Source organism: Nostoc sp. (genome assembly GCF_036919895.1).
In the GTDB taxonomy this organism is placed as follows: Bacteria; Cyanobacteriota; Cyanobacteriia; order Cyanobacteriales; family Nostocaceae; genus Nostoc.
Genome location: NZ_JBALBW010000109.1, coordinates 1 through 17,997, shown reverse-complemented (window position 1 = coordinate 17,997; position 17,997 = coordinate 1). Strand labels below are relative to the sequence as shown.

The following is a 17,997-nucleotide window of genomic DNA, read 5'->3' as shown; positions in this document are numbered from 1 at the left end:
CAGGTAGTGTTGCCGTTTGTAGATGCTGATTTATCATTGTCTGTTCTTACACTTGTACACTCATCCCTATTATCTCGTAATCTTTTTCAAAAATCAAATAGGATTCCTATATGTATTTATCAACACGAACTGCAAGTTCTACGATGTTCCTCTGCTCGTAGTGTTCAAAGGGTTAGTGAATCCAGGGGTTGTTAGGCAGATAATCAACATAATAATCGGGGCTCTACCGATCCCCTGATGCAAAATCGGGTTGAAAATCTTTAAAAGCTTTACCCCGTAAGTATTTCAACCAAAATAATATGTTTAAGCTTGATAAGCCTTGCCTTATAAGACTTTCACCCTGATTGAGGTTTAATCACCATAAGGGGATCGGTAGAGCCGTAATTTATTTAAAATCTTTATAATTAGAAGCCCAGAGGGATGTCTCTGGGCTTTACACATTCTATTAGACTGCTAATTAAGAAGGCTGTAAATTGATAGGAGATATTTTTTTAAAACTTTCAGATTCTTGTGCAGCATTCCAAAGATCGTAGTTTTGCTGAAGATTTAACCAAAGTTCTGGAGTCGTTTGAAAAGCTATTGCTAAACGAAGCGCCATAGTGGGAGAAACACCAGCTTGCTCATTTACAATTTCTGAAACTGTTTTACGTGAGACATCTAAAATCTCAGCTAGCTGAGTATTGGTCATTTTTAAAGGTTCTAAATATTGACGCTTAATCAAAGCACCAGGATGTCTCGGCTTTCTTTTCGTTATCATAATCAAATTCATAGTGATAATCTTCGTAATCAACAACGTAAGCATTACCATCTTCAAATTGAAAGGTTACACGCCAATTTCCAGATACTTTTACCGACCATTCATTTTTTCGTAGGCATAGCCCGTCGTAGACATCGCCTTTTAACTGGTGAAGGCTAGAACCTGGGTATCTCATATCCTCAACTTGAGAAGATGCATGAAGTCTATCAAGAATATCGAGTAATTTTTCTGCGTGTTTAGGCTGAATACCGCTTCTATCATCAAGTTCAAAAAGTTTTTCCAGTCCTTTATGCTTAAACGTCTTAATCACTGTCTAAATCGTAACCCAAGGGTTACATTTGTCAACTGTACATAGGACTTATCAACACGGACTGACCTTAGCCGCTAGTTGTGCGGGGTTCATCTGCTCGTAGTGTTCAAAGGGTTGGTGAATCCAAGGGTTGTCAGCCAAGTAATCAACATAATAATCAGGTGCTATAACTGAACAGGCTTTATACCAAAGGACGGCGGTGCGAATTCCCTCAATTGGGGAATCAGTATTTTGCTTGAGCCAAGGTATAGTCTGTTCTAGTGTTACCCCAGAGTCTACTAAGTCATCCACTAAAAGAATGCGCGAACCTAACTTTTCGGCAGTCATTGTCAAGTGACGAGATAAAACTAAATTACTTCTTTCTTGCTTGCCAGTGCCACTGTAAGATGAGGTTGCTAAAATTGCCAGTGGTTGCTGATATATACGGGAAAGAATATCTCCCACTCGTAGTCCTCCTCTGGCAAGACAGATAATCTGGTTGAATTCCCAGCCAGATTGATAAATCTGGATAGCCAGTTGTTCAATTTTTTGGTGATAATCTGACCAAGAAACATAAAGGTCTGGCATAAGTCTAACGGGAGTGGTAGATAGCTAGTATTGAAGGCGTGCAGATTTTTTATTTTAGTATGAGTGCAAAGTTTTATGAATGATTCTGCTGCTGATGGCGATGCCAAACGAGATATTCTCAGTGAAAAACTCAACTTGAAAACAAAGCTGGCTTACGGTGCAGGGGATTTAGGGCCAGCAATTACTGCAAATATCTCTGTCTTTTATCTGCTGATTTTCTTTACCAGTGTTGCTGGTATCCCTGCGGGTTTAGCTGGCACTATTTTGATGATTGGCAAAATCTGGGATGGGGTAAACGATCCGCTTGTCGGGTTCCTGACTGATAAAACAAAATCTCGGCGTTGGGGCCGTCGTCTTCCCTGGATGTTTTATGGAGCAATCCCCTTTGGAATTTTCTTCTTCTTGCAGTGGATTGTACCGCGATTTAGTGCAAATCAGAGTGGTAATATTTGGCCGCTGTTCTGGTATTACGTAGTGATTGGGATTCTATCTCAGTCCTTTTACACGGTTGTGAATTTGCCTTATACGGCGATGACTCCAGAACTAACTCAAGATTACGACGAACGCACCAGCCTTAACAGCTATCGCTTTACATTTTCCATTGGTGGCAGCATTCTGTCATTGATTTTAACGGGAATTATTTTTTCGCAGATTGCCGATCGCCAACAACGATATCTGGTTTTAGCGGCAATTTGTACTGTAATTTCGATTTTAGGGTTATATTGGTGCGTTTTTGGAGTCCGCGATCGCATCTTGGCTTTTGAGGCCAAACGCATCCAAACCGAGGAACCTCCATCTCTTCCCTTCGGCCAACAGCTAAAAATTGTCTTTAGTAACCGACCTTTTTTATTTGTTATTGGTATATATCTTTTTTCTTGGCTAGGTGTGCAGATAACAGCCAGCATTATTCCCTATTTTGTAGTCAATTATATGGGTCTCAAAGAAGAATCAGATGTGCCCATGATTCTGATTGCAGTACAAGGAACTGCTCTGCTGATGCTATTTGTCTGGGGGGCGTTAAGTAAAAAAATCGGCAAAAAAATTGTTTATTTTCTGGGAATGAGTTTATGGATAATAGCAGCGATCGGACTATTTTTCTTACAACCTGGTCAAATAGTTTTAATGTATGTGATGGCTGTTATGGCTGGTTTTGGTGTCTCCACAGCTTATCTAATTCCCTGGTCGATGATTCCAGATGTAATTGAATTAGATGAACTCCAAACCGGACAACGCAGAGAAGGTATTTTTTATGGCTTTATGGTTTTGCTACAAAAATTTGGTTTAGCTTTTGGGCTGTTTTTAGTGGGAAATGCTTTGCAAGTATCGGGTTTTAAAGAATCCGTAGCCGGAAGTCCACTACCCATCCAACCTGAATCGGCACTGTTTGCTATTCGCGTTGCCGTTGGCCCCATACCTACAGTTTGTTTGCTTTGTGGCTTAGTTTTAACGTATTTTTACCCAATTACCCGCGAGATGCACGCAGAGATCGTGCTGAAACTCAAAGAACGGCAAGAGAGGAAGACTAATTCGTAATGGGCTAACGCCCCGCTACACTAACGTAATTACGTTATGATTGGGGTCTAAATCCACATCCATAACAGGCTGAAACTTCAATAAACTCTGTTACCACTTGTAGAGGTCAGGGACTGTAACTCGGCTTTTAATTACTAATTGGTAATTATATTGAATTCTTAGTTACGAATTATATCATGTGCAATTAATTACCCATAAGAAAAGAACCCCTCCCCGCTTGCGGGAAGGGGAGACAAGGCATAGCTTTGGCGGGGTGGGGTTCTTCGGGTCTAATAAGCAATTAAGCGGACATGATATTACGAATTACGTTAGCGTAGCGGGGCGTTAGCCCATTACGAATTATTTTAAGTGGTTTCTGTAAACATCCCAGTTCGAGCAAACTCTTCTTCTTCAGGGGTGAAAAGTGGAGCTTTATCTACAAGGCTAGGGTCAAAGTAGTATGTCTCTTGCAGAAACTGTCCGTTGATGACAGCTTCCTCTAAATCCTTAATGTGGTTCTGTGCAACTATACATGCTTCCTTGAGATTATTTTCATCACCCTTTTCCAGCAGCTTTGGTAATTCCGTTTTTACTCCTGTCAGTCGTGCCAATGGCTTAAGAATTCCGTAGATATTATAGATGCGAGCAGTTTCTATGCTGGTGTACTTGAGTGCATTGGCTCTTGCTAACTCAGAGTCAAGGCTGGGCCAAAAACGAGTGGTGTAAAACGCCTTCTCATCTTTGTGATACCATTCCTCAGAACGAGCAATGGAGGAGGAAACAGTGTTGTGCAGTTTCCAGAAGAATAAACGCAGAGAGGAACCATCTACCACGGTTGATAACTTTGCTTCCAATGACACCTCAAAGTCAGTCAGGTTGGGATCGCGCCCAAGTACAAGGTATTCTATCGGATACATATCTACCTCCTTGTTTTGCACAACGTACATATTCAGGTGATGGCGGCAGTAGGGACAGGGATACATGGTGGCAAACAGTTGGAAGAAGTCTTTGAAGGTTGCTACTGTGGCTTTTTGCTGAATATCAGTCTTGGTAGACACAATCTCAGCTGTGGTGTGGAAGAAGCGCCACACTGCTGGGCCAATGTAATATGGAAAGCTGACTCGCATCTGGGAATCCTTCACTTCAGTCCGATTTAGATAGACATCAATAAATGCTACATACTGCGATAGCGCCCCTGATTCTCGTCCAAATTCTAGGCGTTCGCGCCGTTTCTGCACTCCATTTAGGTAGTGATGTGTTAACCGCCATGCTTGTTTGAGTATCAGTTTCTGTTTGGGAGTGCAATGGGGAAAATTTTCGGCAACATCCTCCCCATAGCGGTTAAATTCTCCTGAGTTTTTTGTAGACTGATACCACTCGTCTAAAGCTGCCTCGTTGGGTACGGTGTTGCTTTGGATATCTGCCGTTGTTGAGACACTAAAGGCCGCCAACAATTTTGGCATAAAGTCTTCATACCAGTATGCTACTGGCATAATTGCACCATCTACTTCCTCGGTTGCCTGGGAGAGAATAACGCGGTTCCACTTATGCAAATAGTCTTTGGGATTTCCAGTAGATTTAGTTGGTGGTGGAGCCATTTCTTCATTCAGTTCTATTCCTCGGAGGCGATTGAGTTCGTTAATGGCAAGGACACCTTCTACAATGTCACCTAAGCTGAGACTTTTCTTTTTGATGGTAATTGCAAACTCGACTCCAGCAGCAAACTTTTCTTTGACATTGGCAAATTTACTCCGCGCCTCTAAAATCGCTTTCTGCTCTGCCAACATTTCTGGTGTCTTTGCCACTGTTTGCCAGTTTTTGATCCGCTCTTTTAATCGGGCATATTCGTCCGCAAGGGATTCAACGACTGCATCTAGGACGGGGTAGCAATCCTCGGAGACTATACCTAATTTTTTGTAGAGTGCGATCGCCTGTTTGACAAATTCCACAAAGTCAGTAATTCTATATGGCAAGTTTTTCACCCGCAAGTGAGTTTCGTGGTTGGCGGAGAAACTCTCACGGAAACTGCGGTAGGCTGCTCCTTGAATCAAACGAAACAGACCAATCTGCATTTGCAAGGGGGACGTACCACTTTTTTTCTGATTTGGTGAGTTTGGGTGTTGTGCTAACTGTTCTCTTAGCTGTGCTAGCTCTGGAGTCGTTGCTTCTTCTATTGGCTGGTTACTGGCTGCTGCGGCATCACTGGAAGTAACAACTGTCTTGAGCGAACTGTTAAGGGAAATCGGTGAGTCTTGATAACCAGTTTTGCTTTCTGACTCTTCCGGTACTAGCTGACAGAATTCCTTAAAGTCAATTGAGCCATCGCCATCGCCATCTACTTCCTGCAACATCTCTTTCAATTCAGCATCTGTCAGACCAAATTGAGTCATAACAGTCCGTAATTCGACGAGAGTAATCTGACCGCTACCATCCTCATCAAAGGCGCTAAAGGCTAACTTAAGGCGACTTTCGCGATCGCCTACTTTCGCTATCATCAGCGTTTTGAATTCTTCAAAGTCGATAGTCCCTGACAAGTCAACGTCAATTTCCTTAATCAAGTCACGCAGCCCTGCTTCAGTGGGATTCTGCCCTAGCGATCGCATTACCTCCCCCAATTCCTCGGTTGAGATCGCTCCGTTGCCGTCTACGTCTAATACTTTGAAGGCTTGCCACAATTTTTCTATTTCTTGTTCATTAATCACGGTTTTATTCCAATTGCATAGGTGTCACTAATAAATTTATTACCATGTTTTTTAACAGCTACTTCAATATAATTAAGTAGGTCGTAAGTAGGTCGGCGTAAATAATTATCGTTTGGACAAGGCAGGGAGCAGGGAGCAGGGAATAGGGGGAAAAAGGGTTTGAGCCTTATTTACTTTTCTTCACACAGTTTGGTTTTATTGTGCTAATTTACTTACTAATTCGTAATTAAAATCGGCTAAGAGTTCCCGAAATGTAAAGGTTGTCGCGTTATGGATGGGGTCTAAAACTCATTTAGTAGACATCTGGTTAAATAAATTTTAACGATCGCTGATTAGCCGCACTCTATTTCATCTAGTTAAAGGCATCACAGACACTATTTTTTCAATTTCATCTACTGTTATCTGCGCCAGCCCAAATTGTTCAATTACTGCTGCATTGGTCGTCAAATGTCTACTCACTTCAGCGACTCGATACTGACTTCCCTGTGACGCTAAAGCAGCTGGTAATAATAACTGATCTGCTAGATGTTCATCCACTGCTGCACCAGTTTGATGAAACTCAAATAATTGCTGACAAGCAATCTCTGCGACTGTCTCCGCCGATAACCTTAAATGCCCAAACCCACCAAAGCCAGTTAAGCTGTTCTGATACTCAGCAGTTAAAAAAATACCTGCCCCTGGTGCTACACCTCTTTCTCGCAAAGTCTGCACGCGAACTTTCAAATTGGCTTCCCGTAACAAATTCTCGGCCCGATTCGCCATCCGTTGCGGAATATGAGAAGGCAATTCCGTCACCACTGCGAGTCCTCGTACCTGTTGTAATTCTCCACGTTCTAGCAAGTTGATCCCGCCTAGTTGAGTCTCACCACTCACCTGTAACTGTACCTCTCCACCTCCTTGGGGAAACCACCCCCAAGCGCCTAACTTGACTTGGGACTCTACTCCCATGCGTTGCAGTATGGGCAGATAAACTTGCTCTATATAAGTCACTGTCGGGCTAAAGTTTACATGAGTTCCACCCTTTAGTGTTACCTGGGAATTACCGAATGCTAGTGCTAAGGGTAAGAGGATTGTCTGTAAAACCAGAGCGATCGCACCCGCAGAACCACCTTGTTGTGCTTTACTAACATCAAAGGTATAAATTCCCGCTTGCACAGCACTACCTGGGATGAATTCTAGCAGCGTTGAACCCAAAGCATCACCCTGTAATTGGGCATTACAAATTCTACCCGCAGCCCGAACGGCTGTTAAGTGTTGTGCGGCTAATCCTGGCTTTTTGCGTCCAGCGCGAATACCTGAAATCCGTATGGGTTCGCCAGTGATGGCGGCTAGACTTAAGGAAGTGCGAAGAACTTGTCCCCCTCCCTCTCCGTAGGAACCGTCAATTTCAATCATGGGCGATTTTGGATCGGCTTTTGAAATCAAACCACAAATTATAAACGCCTAATTGCTAGCTTCTTGGAGGCAAGTTACACAAATATACAGAAAATGGTTTGAGTGTAACAGAATTCAGGAGTTTTGAGGCAGAACGCAGTAGCCGAATAAATCCAAGTAGGACATTCTCAATCTGTCCCCAAAAGGATGATTATGGTGCAAGTCTAGCCTTACCTAAACGCTGCTTTTCGTACCATTGTGCGATCGCGGGTGCCCAATCTTCAAAGTGAGGCCACATCATTTCACACAACTTTTGAATTTCCAGTTGAGCATCTTTCTTATTTCTCAGGTCACAAAAATGCAAAAAAGACCTTAAATTGAAACTAACTACAAAATGCTGGCGATAGTCAAAAGGCACTTTTCCTCTTGCATGTTCTTCAGACATTCCAGCCTCAAAATCAGCTTTATATCGTTTTGCTGCTTCTAAACACCATTCCAAATCTGCTGCTCGTTGCTCTGGTGAATAGTAGTACTTTTTGCCTTGTCTATCAGTGTAATAACCAATGGGACGTAAGTAAAAAACATCTTCTATGTCTTTCTTACCTTCTACTACATCGATAAATTGGTTGCCTGTGTATCTAAAAGATTGGACATCAAATGATACCCCTACACGATGAGTCCGGGCTTGCTGCATGACATTGTGGGGAAAGTAGCCACAGTTAAAAACAATCTGGGGATGCTCTAAAGGCCCATAGTGTCCTCTCTCACCTACTAAAAGTCGCTTAACAATAACTTCGCCGCTTTGTGACTCAGAGGGCCAGGAGTCGCGCTGATCGAAAACGAACCCATCGGTATAATCCTGGTGCATCGCGGCGTAAATCACCTGCTGCGGGTTTAGTGTTTTGGCAATAACCTCTACTCGAAATCGATGCATTAGCTTATGGGGAACGGATTTGTTACTGAAAGTGCTTACACACAAGGAGCAGGGCCTGTTTGTTAGACATAGCTTTAAACTCGATCCATTATCATATCTCTGCCTTGGGCTTCTACTTGAGCAGATTAAGATACTTTACAAATGTTAATGACTTTGTTACACTTGTTTACATAAAGAGAAGACAAGGAAAAATCCATGCGTACAAACACTGCTATAATTGACGACCAAGGCAAACTGAATAACTTTGCGATCGAGCCAAAGGTTTATATAGATGAGCAAGGCGATCGCACTGGCTTCACTCCCTACGCAGAACTGCTCAACGGTCGTTTAGCAATGATTGGTTTTGTCTCTCTGATAGCATTAGAAGTATTCACAGGACATGGTATTGTTGGTGTTTTGGCAAATCTGTAATAACTAATTTTTATAATGTAATTCTCAAAAAAAATAAGAGACGGTAAATTTACCGTCTCTTATTTTTATGGAAAACTTAGTGCTAGAGTAAAAATATACTGATAGCAAAAGCTCTTAGTTATCAACATAAAGTTATCAGGTAAATTATGGCTTTAACTGCTTCAACTATGTTGCCGTTAGGCACAAAAGCACCAGATTTTGATCTACCGGAAGTAGTCTCTGGAAAGGCAACTTCACTTTCTACCTTTGCAGAAAAAAAAGCGCTGGTAGTAATGTTTATTTGTCGGCATTGCCCATTTGTAAAGCACATTCAACAAGAATTAGTGCAGTTAGGAAAAGATTATTTTACAAGTGATTTAGCGATCGTTGCCATCAGTGCTAACGATGCAAAAAATTACCCAGATGATGCGCCAGAGTCATTACAAGCATTTGCCACAGAACAAGGGTTTAATTTTACCTTATGCTATGACGAGAGCCAGGAAACGGCAAAGGCTTATACAGCAGCCTGCACACCAGATTTTTTTGTCTTTGACGAGCAGCGCCAACTTGTTTATCGGGGACAACTAGATGATAGCCGCCCAAGTAATGGCAAACCCGTAACCGGTGCAGATTTACGGGCAGCCATTGAAGCAGTGCTGGCGGGTCAACCTGTTACAAGCGAGCAAAAGCCGAGTGTTGGTTGCAATATTAAATGGAAATCTGGAAACCAACCCAGTTATTTTGGTTAAAAGCGATTGGGCATGGGGCATTGGGTATTTCTTTCTCCCTGTTCCCCATGATTATCAGTGTTTAATTTCCAAATTAAGTATGTAGCATCCCAGTTGGACTTTTTCTGCCCACAATTCATATTCCAGACGTAAATTTTCTGGCAAGGGATGTCCGTTGAGAGTTAGGCTACTAGTAAAATTTCGCAAACGAATCGGATCGTTAGGTTGTAATGACTCAGTTGGCAACCAATAGCGACTAATACCATAAACCCCCTGTTCCCAAAAGTGACGGTAACTCACTTGAGCGTTACCTTGCATAGTCATAATGACCCGGTAAGGAGAAATCTCCAGCCACAAAATTCTGGGACTGTTAGGGGCGTAAGCTTTGCTTTTACTTTGAGGAAGTGTATCCTCTGGACTTACTACACTCTCTACTTCACAGCTAATTAAGGGTGGTGCAGTCAGCAGCAAATGGAATCTATCAGTATCTTTTTGATACAATGTCGCGGCAGTTTCGACAACAGACCAGATTGGTAGGTCAGTGGAAATAAGTGATAAGCACACGGGTTTGCGGTGATGGGTCAGCATGGGAGCGATAAGGGCTAAAAGCTATTGAATAAAATGAAATGAACACTCTAGCTGTCTAATAGGTCAGGGTAAGAAACTAAATAGTAAAACAGGCTTAATATTAATGAATCTGCTGATTTGTTAAGCTACACAAATCCTTATAGAAATAGGTAGAATGTCAGCTTAGACAGCAAAAGGGTACTTTTTCTAGAGAGCTAATTTGTAAGTAAAGCTTGTAAATATTCTAAAGCTATAGCCTCAAAACAGTGGAAGTCATTTTCGATGCTCAGAAACCTTCTTGAGGGAGACTTACCATAAATTGGAGTAAGTTTCATACAGCAAAAAGCAATAGTATACCAGACAAGAAGTCACCAGAAGCGACAAATTAAGTCGCTGATGAACTTCCGGTGTATTCAAAAGCCAGTTTATCCTAATGTCGGCTTCTGTTATGACCGTAGAAACTCACGAAGACTTTTCATCACAAGTTAATTATTCTGTAGCCTTCTTTTAGACTATTTTTACACGATGGCATTTGGATGACATGGATACTAATACCAATTCTCTAGGAGGCTTTACAAAGTCAGGTTTGGCAAGACTTGGAGCAAAATCCCTTTGTTCTATGCAACCTCACTATTAATCGGTATAACCATACTCTAATGTTGGGCGCTCTAGTTAACTGCTACGCGTCTACACAACGATCGCAATCTCAAGCGAAGTAAACTAGAATCTATATCTACTTATTTTGGTTATTTTGGAATGGGCGCTGAGGTAGGGGCGAAGGATGCTTTAGCTTATCCTATCTCCCCTACAGCTTGCAATGATTTTCTTGGCTCTCCAATCTTGTCAATTAATCATTGCTGTTAAGGATTTTGGGAACTTTGAAAAATTCGCCTTCTTGTTCAGGCGCATTGTTAAGAATACTTTCCCGGTCAGGATAGGGTTGCAATCGATCTTCTCGTGTAATATTGCTGACATCAATTGCCCGTGTTGTTGGGGGCACATTACTGACATCAAGTTCATCCAACTGTTGAATATAATCCAGAATACTTCCTAACTGGGTAGTGAATTGTTCCTCTTCTTCTGGAGTCAATTCTAAACGAGCAAGATTAGCTACTTTATGGACTTGTTCTTGGTCAATCATATTTTTTTAGTTAGGAGTGAGGAGTGAGGAGTTAGGAGTTAGGAGTTAGGAATGAATGATTCATAATTCCTAACTCATCATTTTTAGAAGAATACGTCAATTTGCGATCGCCTGGTGGTTTTTAGCCAGTTTTGGGCTTCGATGTAGTTATTGGGAGCCATGCGAATAGCTCGAATCCAATAGTCTGCGGCTTGGTCAAAGAGTGCTTCGCCAGCCTCGTTATCTCCACTTTCTTTTTCCTTTTCGCCTTGGTAGTGGTAAATTACGGCGATGTTGTTCAAGGCTTGGGGCATCCGTGGGTTTAACTCAATTGCCTGGTGATACAGTTCTAAAGCTTTATTGTGGTCGCCGTTGCTGGCATAGATTAGCCCCATATTGTAGAGAATATAGCCGCGATCGTTGGTATCTTCCTCTAGTGTTAGAGCTTCTTCATAGTATTCCAATGCTTCAGCGTATTCCCCTTCTGCTTGGGCCGACATGCCATCTCGATAATAAACAAACGCTTCTTTTGCTTTTTTGTTAGTTGGCAGGATCTTCAGGATGATATCCGCCATCACTGTAAAGGATTTGTCAACAAAATTATCGTTTTTTTGCGTTCTAGGCATATTTTTCTCTAGGTATGGGGCATGGGGCATTGGGCATGGGGCATTGGGCATTGTTCCCTCATCTCCCCAATCCTCTAGCACACTCAATAGTTAATTTAACTGATTTGTGGGGGCATTCTTTTCACTTAATGGGATGATGCACTCTGGACTATGATGGCGAGAGTTGTTTACCAAAGTGCTAACTGGATAGGCAATCATTGCTGGCGCTGGATAGGGACGCAATAGCTCCTGTAGAGTTTGAGGCGTTTGCACTTGAGAATCTAGCCATAAATCGTAATCTTGTGGCTCTAGAATTACTGGCATCCGCTCGTGGATAGGTTGGAGTAATTCGTTAGCTGCCGTTGTCAAGATTGTACAAGAAATTACTTCCTCGTTAGCAGGCGTTCCCGCTTCGGGTTGCCGTAGGCATCGCCATCTCTCCCACAAACCAGCAAAAGCGAAGGGTTGCCCATCTTGAAGGCGAAAATAAAATGGCTGCTTTTTACTTTGTTGGCGTTGCCACTCATAAAAGCCATCAGCTAGTACTAAACAGCGTCGATGCTTAAAAGCCGAGCGAAAAGCAGGTTTTTCGGCAACAGTTTCTGCCCTAGCGTTAATCAGCTTTGCCCCCATTCCTGCATCTTTCGCCCATGAGGGAATTAATCCCCAATACAACTGTTGAAATTCACGCTTTTCGCTTTCAGGGTTTCGTAACACTGTTGCCACCATTCGCGTTGGTGCAATGTTAAAATCGGCAGCTAAATCCAGAACTGGCTCGACATGAAAAACTTGAGCTAAAGCTTCTGCTGACTGGTTTAGAGTAAATCTTCCACACATACTTTTATTCTCGACCACTAACTCAACTAAACATCTCAATCTAGAACTCAATCAAATATTATTTTTATTTTCTCAGATAATTTTCTCTAGTACTCAGAATCTACGTTTTAAAATAAATTATCCGGTTTTGGGAAAATTTTTTGGTAGAATATTGTATTTTAAAGCTTCAACTTATCAACATATTGTTAACTGTATTTTAGCATGGAACTACTGCGTTTGTACGATTTTTTACCTTCTGGTAATGGTTATAAGATACGTCTTTTATTCACACAACTAGGTATGCCTTTTGAGAGAGTAGAGCTTAACATTTTAAAAGGCGAGACTCGAACACCAGAATTTTTAAGTAAAAATCCTAACGGGAAGATACCTATTCTAGAAATTGAGCCAGGGAAATACTTGGCAGAATCAAATGCTATATTGGTATATCTGAGTGAAGGTACAGAATTTTTACCTTATGACCGCTTTTTACGAGCGCAAGTGTTGCAATGGTTGTGTTTTGAACAGTATAGCCATGAACCATTTATTGCTACATTAAGATTTTGGATTTCTATTTTAGGTAAAACTGAAGAATATAGTGAAGTTATTAAGCAAAAACGCGAGCCAGGTTATGCAGCACTTAACTTGATGGAAAAACACTTAACCTCTCACATTTTTTTTGTGGGAGAGCGTTACACGATTGCTGATATTTCCTTGTTTGCTTACACTCATGTAGCGGACGAAGGTGGGTTCGATTTAACACAATTTCCTGCTATTCAAACTTGGATAGAAAGAGTCAAAGCTCAACCAAGATACATTAGTATTACACAAGCATAACTTGAGCAATCAAATTAAAGCGAACAGCTATTTATATCCACGTAACAATAAGTAAAGAGCCAGAGAACTAACTCTCTGGCTCAAGGTTGGAGACAAAAAAATCATCAAATAAAGGCTAACTTGGGTAAGAATCTAAATTCTTCCCAGGTTATGCAGCCCTAAAACAGCGCCTACTCCTAAGATATGACCAAAGGCGGTGGTTGCTAAAAGGGCTGGTAAACCAAAACCACCAAAGAGATTAGCTGAGGGTAGTCCTGGTTCTGCATTGGGATGTTTGATGGTAGATTTACCAAAGGCAATGGCAATGATATTAGCAATAATGATAATCAGTCCAACTGTCGGACTCCATTGCAGGGGTGTGGTTGCAGCAGCGAGTAAGGTTGAAGTAAACACCTGATTTGCTCCTGAGATTTATTAATGATTGAAAATATAATCTGAAACTTTCCGAAGCAAATTCAACAAAACACCCAATTTTGCATCAATATTTAACAGTTATTCTCACTACTTAATACAACTCGCTCTCAATGTGGTGAGTTAACTGTGCTAGCTGGTTTGAATTTCAACGTCAGAAGTCAGCAGTTTATCGGTTTAAAATTATACCTACTTTTCAAATAACCAGGAAAATTATATAGAGGTTTATACAAAGCAAATTTTAGTCACAGTTTTTGGGTTGCAAAAATAACATATAGTTTTGCCTGTGAGCTACTTAGCTACATTCGAGATTTATTGTAGGTTTTCAAACATATAATTTAAGCTTATGCTTTACTTTATAGTGAATTTTTTATTTTCCTGGTTGCTTGCACCCACTAGGAAAATAAAAAATTTCATCCTCTTGGGTTAGAGTTGTTGGGCGTAGTGAATATACTTACTATAACCTTGTGCAACTAACGTTAATGCGTCTATCAATAGAATTATATCTGCATAAATAAAAATATAATTTTTATCTATCAAAAGTACGAGATACAAGGAAAGATTTTCCTCTACCAAAAAAATAAATATAAATAATTAACCGAAAACTATACTTCTGGCAGAAGATGTTAAAAAAAAATGTATTATATATTAATTTAAATTGAATTGAAACAAATATTCATCAAGGTTACTAAACAATTCTGGTAAGTGTGCTATACACGAACTTGGAACAGTCTAAAGCTTTGTTAAAATCAGCAACACACAAACTATGAACTCTACCGAAAAACGTATCGCCTTAATTTCCGTCCACGGAGATCCGGCGATTGAAATAGGCAAAGAAGAAGCTGGAGGACAAAATGTTTATGTGCGCCAGGTGGGTGAAGCACTAGCGCATCTGGGATGGAAAGTTGATATGTTTACCCGCAAGGCGAGTCTGGAGCAAGACTCAATTGTTAAACATAGCGATAATTGTCGGACTATTCGTTTAAAAGCTGGGCCTGTTGAGTTTGTGCCACGAGATGAGATTTTTGAATATCTGCCAGAATTTGTGGATAATTTCCTCAAATTTCAAGTAAAAGATGACATTACATACCAGTTAGTTCACACTAACTATTGGCTCTCTAGTTGGGTAGGAATGCAATTAAAGAAAATCCAACAGAGTAAACAGGTTCATACCTACCACTCATTAGGAGCAGTCAAGTACAATACTATAGAAAATATTCCTCTAATTGCTAGTCAGCGATTAGCTGTGGAAAAACAGGTGTTAGAAACAGCAGAGCGAATTGTGGCGACAAGTCCGCAAGAACAGCAACACATGCGATCGCTAGTTTCCACTGAAGGTAACATCGATATCATTCCCTGCGGCACAGATATTCAACGATTTGGTTCCATTGGGCGAGAAGCAGCCAGGGCCGAAATGGAAATTGCCAAAGATGCCAAAGTTGTATTATATGTAGGACGTTTTGACCAACGCAAAGGTATAGAAACCCTAGTGCGTGCAGTAAACGAGTCTGGGCTGCGTGACTCCAAGAATCTGAAGCTAATGATTGGTGGTGGTAGTACTCCAGGTAACAGCGACGGTATTGAGCGCGATCGCATTGAGCAAATCGTCCACGACTTAAGAATCAGTCACTTAACCATCTTTCCTGGTTGTCTCAGTCAACGTATTTTACCAACTTATTACGCATCTGCCGATGTCTGCGTTGTTCCCAGTCACTACGAACCCTTTGGACTGGTTGCGATCGAAGCGATGGCAAGCCGTACACCAGTTGTAGCTAGTGATGTTGGCGGACTTCAATTTACCGTAGTTAATGAAGAAACTGGTTTATTAGCGCCACCACAAGATGTAGGTGCTTTTGCGTCTGCCATTGACCGAATTCTCTTAGATCCAGAGTGGCGAGATGAATTGGGTAAAGCTGGCAGAAAGCGTGTCGAAAGCAAATTTAGTTGGCATGGTGTCGCAACTCAGTTGAGTGAACTTTACACCCAATTGTTGGAGCCATCAGCAAAAGAACCTGCATTGCTTGTTAAATAGTGTTTCAAGCAACCTAATATACTTCAAATAAAATCATCTTACTACCGATAAATTCTTTTGGAGAGAGACGCAAAATCTTGCGTCTCTACATTTTTTATGGGATCAATTGGGGGATGCCTACATTATTAGAGATGATAGAAGTATACTGAGCATCGACCTTTGAACGCGAACGGCTATGCAACCAGTTGACTTTACCACCCTTACAGCTACTTGTAGCGAAATACGCGCTAACTGGCTGCCCTCGCGGATAGAACAGGTTTATCAGCGCGATCGCTACACTATTGCCATAGCATTACGCACCCTGAAACAGCGTGATTGGCTACAAATTTCTTGGCATCCCCAAGCTGCACATATTTGTATCGGCGATCCACCACCGCGATCGCCAGATACTTTTACTTTTAGCCAACAATTAATACACCAATTGGGTGGTTTGGCACTGGTGGGTATTGAAGCGATCGCCCCTTGGGAGCGTGTTATCGATTTACAATTTGCCCGTCGTCCGGGAGAAAGCGCCCTATATCATGTCTATGCAGAAATCATGGGCAAATATAGCAACGTCATTCTTACCGATGCCAGCAATATAATTATCACCGCAGCTCATCAAGTTAGTCAGCAGCAATCTAGTGTCCGTCCCATCCAAACCGGACAACCTTATGAAACACCACCCAAACTGACGGGAACTGTCCCTAGTTTGAGCGAATCCCAAGAACGTTGGCAAGAACGGGTAAGTTTAGTGCCAGGAGCAATCAAGCGGCAATTGCTGAAAAGTTATAGTGGCTTGAGTGCTGCACTGTTAGAGTTAATGCTGCTAGAAGCAAATATCGCACCAGAAACATCCACCGATACTCTCAACCCGGACGATTGGCAACGGTTATTTAAGCGTTGGCAAGAATGGTTGCAAACCTTAAATTCCAAAAAATTTCAACCCGCTTGGACAAAAGATGGTTACACCGTAATGGGTTGGGGTGTAGTTGAAAAAGTCAAAGATGTTCAGGAGTTGCTCAACCGTTATTATAGTAACCAAATTGACCAACAGTTATTTTCTCAATTGCGCCATCAGTTGAGTCAGAAATTGAATAATATTCTGGCGAAATTACGGAATAAAGCTCAAACCTTTACAACGCGCTTGCAGCAATCAGATCGAGCCGATGAATATCGACAAAAAGCTGATTTATTGATGGCTCATCTGCAAAACTGGCAACCAGGGATGAAAGAAATTATCCTTGCTGATTTTGAGACAAATTTGCCAGTAGCGATCGCTCTCCAACCAGATAAAAATGCTGTCCAAAATGCCCAAGGTCTTTATAAACAGCACCAAAAGCTGAAACGCGCTCGTGCTGCTGTTGAACCGCTACTGTTAGAAGTACAGACAGAAATTGAGTATTTAGAACAAGTAGAAGCTGCGATCGCTCAGATAGATACCTACCAAACATCTGAAGATTTACGAGCTTTAGAAGAAATCCGCGAAGAGTTGATTGGGCAAAAGTATCTAGAAGATCCAGAATACCGCAGCCGTAGCGCCAACGAACCCCCCAGCACAAACTTTCATCGTTACCTTACCCCCAGTGGTTTTGAAGTATTAATTGGCCGCAACAATCGCCAAAATGACCAATTAACCTTTCGTGTCGCTGGGGATTATGACATCTGGTTCCACGCTCAAGAAATTCCAGGGAGCCATTTACTCCTACGGCTAGAACCCGGTGCTGTGGCAGAAGAAGCTGATTTGCAATTTGTAGCTAATCTTGCAGCTTACTACAGTCGCGCTCGTCAAAGCGATCGAGTACCAGTAGTTTATACCCAGCCAAAACACGTCTACAAACCCAAAGGAGCAAAACCGGGAATTGCCATTTACAAGCAGGAGAGCATCCTCTGGGGAAAACCACAAATAGTCATTGGTCATTAGTCATTAGTCATTGGTCATTCTCCCTGCCCCCTTCCCCTACTTCCTATGCCATCTATGCCCTGCGATTTGCTGAATTATTCTAATAGATAGAGGCTTTTAAGTTTTGCTCATATCTTTTTTTGATGAATATTCAGGAAAAAACTGTGTTGACTGTTACAATCTTGTTAAGAAAAGTTGCCCGTTGCATTTTTGGAACGCGCAATTGGGTTTTAACTCTCTTGAGAAGACAACGCAAAAAACATTTTCTAGACCAGCTGTGGGAGGCTGGTCTTTTTGTTTTTTAATATGTCAGGAACCGGACTTGAAGCTGTGACACGAGGATTCAGTCCTCTGCTCAATGTTCCCCAGCAATTCTCATTTTGAAATAAATAGAGTATTAACCCCATTTTGAAAATCAAAATGTAGTACAAAATAACTATTTTTTTAGAGAAAGGA

The 17,997-nt window shown here is 41.6% G+C and carries 18 protein-coding genes; 6 read left to right on the top strand and 12 right to left on the bottom strand.

The features are described 5' to 3' along the window. Nucleotides 1-457: 457 nt before the first annotated feature. Genes V7K55_RS21530 through V7K55_RS21520 form a run of 3 tightly spaced genes read right to left on the bottom strand, consistent with a single transcriptional unit; the run spans nt 458 to nt 1,634 of the window. Nucleotides 458-721, bottom strand: coding sequence for a HigA family addiction module antitoxin (locus V7K55_RS21530; RefSeq protein WP_334834683.1), 264 nt, complete (start codon nt 719-721; stop codon nt 458-460). After that, on the bottom strand, nt 714-1,067 hold the full coding sequence (locus V7K55_RS21525; protein ID WP_334834682.1) for a type II toxin-antitoxin system RelE/ParE family toxin: 354 nt from the start codon (nt 1,065-1,067) through the stop codon (nt 714-716). Before V7K55_RS21525 ends, V7K55_RS21530 begins: the two co-directional genes overlap by 8 nt. 51 nt (nt 1,068-1,118) lie before the next feature. Beyond that, on the bottom strand, nt 1,119-1,634 hold the full coding sequence (locus V7K55_RS21520) for a phosphoribosyltransferase (protein WP_334834681.1): 516 nt from the start codon (nt 1,632-1,634) through the stop codon (nt 1,119-1,121). A gap of 75 nt (nt 1,635-1,709) precedes the next feature. Here V7K55_RS21520 and V7K55_RS21515 point away from each other — a divergent pair, with 75 nt between their 5' ends. Continuing rightward, entirely contained in the window at nt 1,710-3,167 is a 1,458-nt protein-coding gene (locus V7K55_RS21515; RefSeq protein WP_334834680.1) for an MFS transporter, read from the top strand. A 344-nt stretch (nt 3,168-3,511) separates the two neighbouring features. Here the strand turns inward: V7K55_RS21515 and V7K55_RS21510 are convergent, their stop codons facing one another. From V7K55_RS21510 to thyX, 3 genes are all read right to left on the bottom strand, one after another. Further along, entirely contained in the window at nt 3,512-5,848 is a 2,337-nt protein-coding gene (locus tag V7K55_RS21510; protein WP_334834679.1) for an EF-hand domain-containing protein, read from the bottom strand. Between the two features lie 348 nt (nt 5,849-6,196). After that, nucleotides 6,197-7,243, bottom strand: coding sequence for an RNA 3'-terminal phosphate cyclase (gene rtcA, locus V7K55_RS21505; RefSeq protein WP_334834678.1), 1,047 nt, complete (start codon nt 7,241-7,243; stop codon nt 6,197-6,199). A 190-nt stretch (nt 7,244-7,433) separates the two neighbouring features. Continuing rightward, nucleotides 7,434-8,156, bottom strand: coding sequence for an FAD-dependent thymidylate synthase (gene thyX, locus V7K55_RS21500; protein ID WP_334834677.1), 723 nt, complete (start codon nt 8,154-8,156; stop codon nt 7,434-7,436). A gap of 195 nt (nt 8,157-8,351) precedes the next feature. On the opposite strand from thyX, the gene V7K55_RS21495 reads away from it, so the two are divergent. Together V7K55_RS21495 and V7K55_RS21490 are read left to right on the top strand one after the other, a co-directional pair. After that, nucleotides 8,352-8,567: a chlorophyll a/b-binding protein gene (locus V7K55_RS21495; RefSeq protein WP_334834676.1), complete on the top strand. Its 216-nt coding sequence runs from the start codon at nt 8,352-8,354 to the stop codon at nt 8,565-8,567. 146 nt (nt 8,568-8,713) lie between these two features. Further along, nucleotides 8,714-9,295: a thioredoxin family protein gene (locus V7K55_RS21490; protein ID WP_334834675.1), complete on the top strand. Its 582-nt coding sequence runs from the start codon at nt 8,714-8,716 to the stop codon at nt 9,293-9,295. 54 nt (nt 9,296-9,349) lie between these two features. Here the strand turns inward: V7K55_RS21490 and V7K55_RS21485 are convergent, their stop codons facing one another. The 4 genes from V7K55_RS21485 to V7K55_RS21470 all read right to left on the bottom strand — a co-directional run bounded on the left by V7K55_RS21485 (nt 9,350) and on the right by V7K55_RS21470 (nt 12,403). Continuing rightward, nucleotides 9,350-9,862, bottom strand: a complete 513-nt coding sequence (locus V7K55_RS21485; protein WP_190936229.1) for a hypothetical protein — start codon at nt 9,860-9,862, stop codon at nt 9,350-9,352. An 826-nt stretch (nt 9,863-10,688) separates the two neighbouring features. Beyond that, nucleotides 10,689-10,982 (bottom strand): Asp-tRNA(Asn)/Glu-tRNA(Gln) amidotransferase subunit GatC, encoded by a 294-nt coding sequence (gene gatC, locus V7K55_RS21480; RefSeq protein WP_334834674.1) that lies wholly within the window; start codon nt 10,980-10,982, stop codon nt 10,689-10,691. A gap of 83 nt (nt 10,983-11,065) precedes the next feature. Then, complete coding sequence (locus V7K55_RS21475; protein WP_334834684.1) at nt 11,066-11,587, bottom strand: photosystem I assembly protein Ycf3; 522 nt, start codon at nt 11,585-11,587, stop codon at nt 11,066-11,068. A gap of 90 nt (nt 11,588-11,677) precedes the next feature. Continuing rightward, nucleotides 11,678-12,403, bottom strand: coding sequence for an SOS response-associated peptidase (locus V7K55_RS21470; protein WP_334834673.1), 726 nt, complete (start codon nt 12,401-12,403; stop codon nt 11,678-11,680). A gap of 201 nt (nt 12,404-12,604) precedes the next feature. Between V7K55_RS21470 and V7K55_RS21465 the strand changes: the two genes are divergently transcribed. Continuing rightward, the gene (locus tag V7K55_RS21465; protein WP_094344660.1) at nt 12,605-13,216 is read left to right on the top strand and encodes a glutathione S-transferase family protein; all 612 of its coding nucleotides are present in this window, start codon (nt 12,605-12,607) and stop codon (nt 13,214-13,216) included. A gap of 132 nt (nt 13,217-13,348) precedes the next feature. Here the strand turns inward: V7K55_RS21465 and psaK are convergent, their stop codons facing one another. Next, complete coding sequence (gene psaK, locus V7K55_RS21460; RefSeq protein ID WP_334834672.1) at nt 13,349-13,609, bottom strand: photosystem I reaction center subunit PsaK; 261 nt, start codon at nt 13,607-13,609, stop codon at nt 13,349-13,351. Between the two features lie 784 nt (nt 13,610-14,393). Here psaK and V7K55_RS21455 point away from each other — a divergent pair. Both V7K55_RS21455 and V7K55_RS21450 read left to right on the top strand, forming a co-directional pair. Then, nucleotides 14,394-15,659, top strand: a complete 1,266-nt coding sequence (locus V7K55_RS21455) for a glycosyltransferase family 4 protein (protein ID WP_334834671.1) — start codon at nt 14,394-14,396, stop codon at nt 15,657-15,659. 175 nt (nt 15,660-15,834) lie between these two features. Beyond that, nucleotides 15,835-17,562, top strand: a complete 1,728-nt coding sequence (locus V7K55_RS21450) for an Rqc2 family fibronectin-binding protein (RefSeq protein ID WP_334834670.1) — start codon at nt 15,835-15,837, stop codon at nt 17,560-17,562. Between the two features lie 245 nt (nt 17,563-17,807). On the opposite strand, the gene V7K55_RS21445 is transcribed toward V7K55_RS21450, so the two are convergent. After that, nucleotides 17,808-17,997, bottom strand: a 190-nt coding sequence (locus V7K55_RS21445) for a hypothetical protein (protein WP_334834668.1), incomplete at its 5' end; no start/stop codon positions are given.

What these genes read in the sequence shown, in the direction of transcription:
- V7K55_RS21515 (WP_334834680.1), top strand. Translation starts at nt 1,710, where the DNA reads ATGAATGATTCTGCTGCTGATGGCGATGCCAAACGAGATATTCTCAGT.
- V7K55_RS21490 (WP_334834675.1), top strand. Translation starts at nt 8,714, where the DNA reads ATGGCTTTAACTGCTTCAACTATGTTGCCGTTAGGCACAAAAGCACCA.
- V7K55_RS21455 (WP_334834671.1), top strand. Translation starts at nt 14,394, where the DNA reads ATGAACTCTACCGAAAAACGTATCGCCTTAATTTCCGTCCACGGAGAT.
- V7K55_RS21470 (WP_334834673.1), bottom strand. Translation starts at nt 12,403, where the DNA reads ATGTGTGGAAGATTTACTCTAAACCAGTCAGCAGAAGCTTTAGCTCAA.
- V7K55_RS21475 (WP_334834684.1), bottom strand. Translation starts at nt 11,587, where the DNA reads ATGCCTAGAACGCAAAAAAACGATAATTTTGTTGACAAATCCTTTACA.
- V7K55_RS21450 (WP_334834670.1), top strand. Translation starts at nt 15,835, where the DNA reads ATGCAACCAGTTGACTTTACCACCCTTACAGCTACTTGTAGCGAAATA.
- rtcA (WP_334834678.1), bottom strand. Translation starts at nt 7,243, where the DNA reads ATGATTGAAATTGACGGTTCCTACGGAGAGGGAGGGGGACAAGTTCTT.
- V7K55_RS21495 (WP_334834676.1), top strand. Translation starts at nt 8,352, where the DNA reads ATGCGTACAAACACTGCTATAATTGACGACCAAGGCAAACTGAATAAC.
- V7K55_RS21465 (WP_094344660.1), top strand. Translation starts at nt 12,605, where the DNA reads ATGGAACTACTGCGTTTGTACGATTTTTTACCTTCTGGTAATGGTTAT.
- V7K55_RS21520 (WP_334834681.1), bottom strand. Translation starts at nt 1,634, where the DNA reads ATGCCAGACCTTTATGTTTCTTGGTCAGATTATCACCAAAAAATTGAA.
- V7K55_RS21485 (WP_190936229.1), bottom strand. Translation starts at nt 9,862, where the DNA reads ATGCTGACCCATCACCGCAAACCCGTGTGCTTATCACTTATTTCCACT.
- thyX (WP_334834677.1), bottom strand. Translation starts at nt 8,156, where the DNA reads ATGCATCGATTTCGAGTAGAGGTTATTGCCAAAACACTAAACCCGCAG.
- gatC (WP_334834674.1), bottom strand. Translation starts at nt 10,982, where the DNA reads ATGATTGACCAAGAACAAGTCCATAAAGTAGCTAATCTTGCTCGTTTA.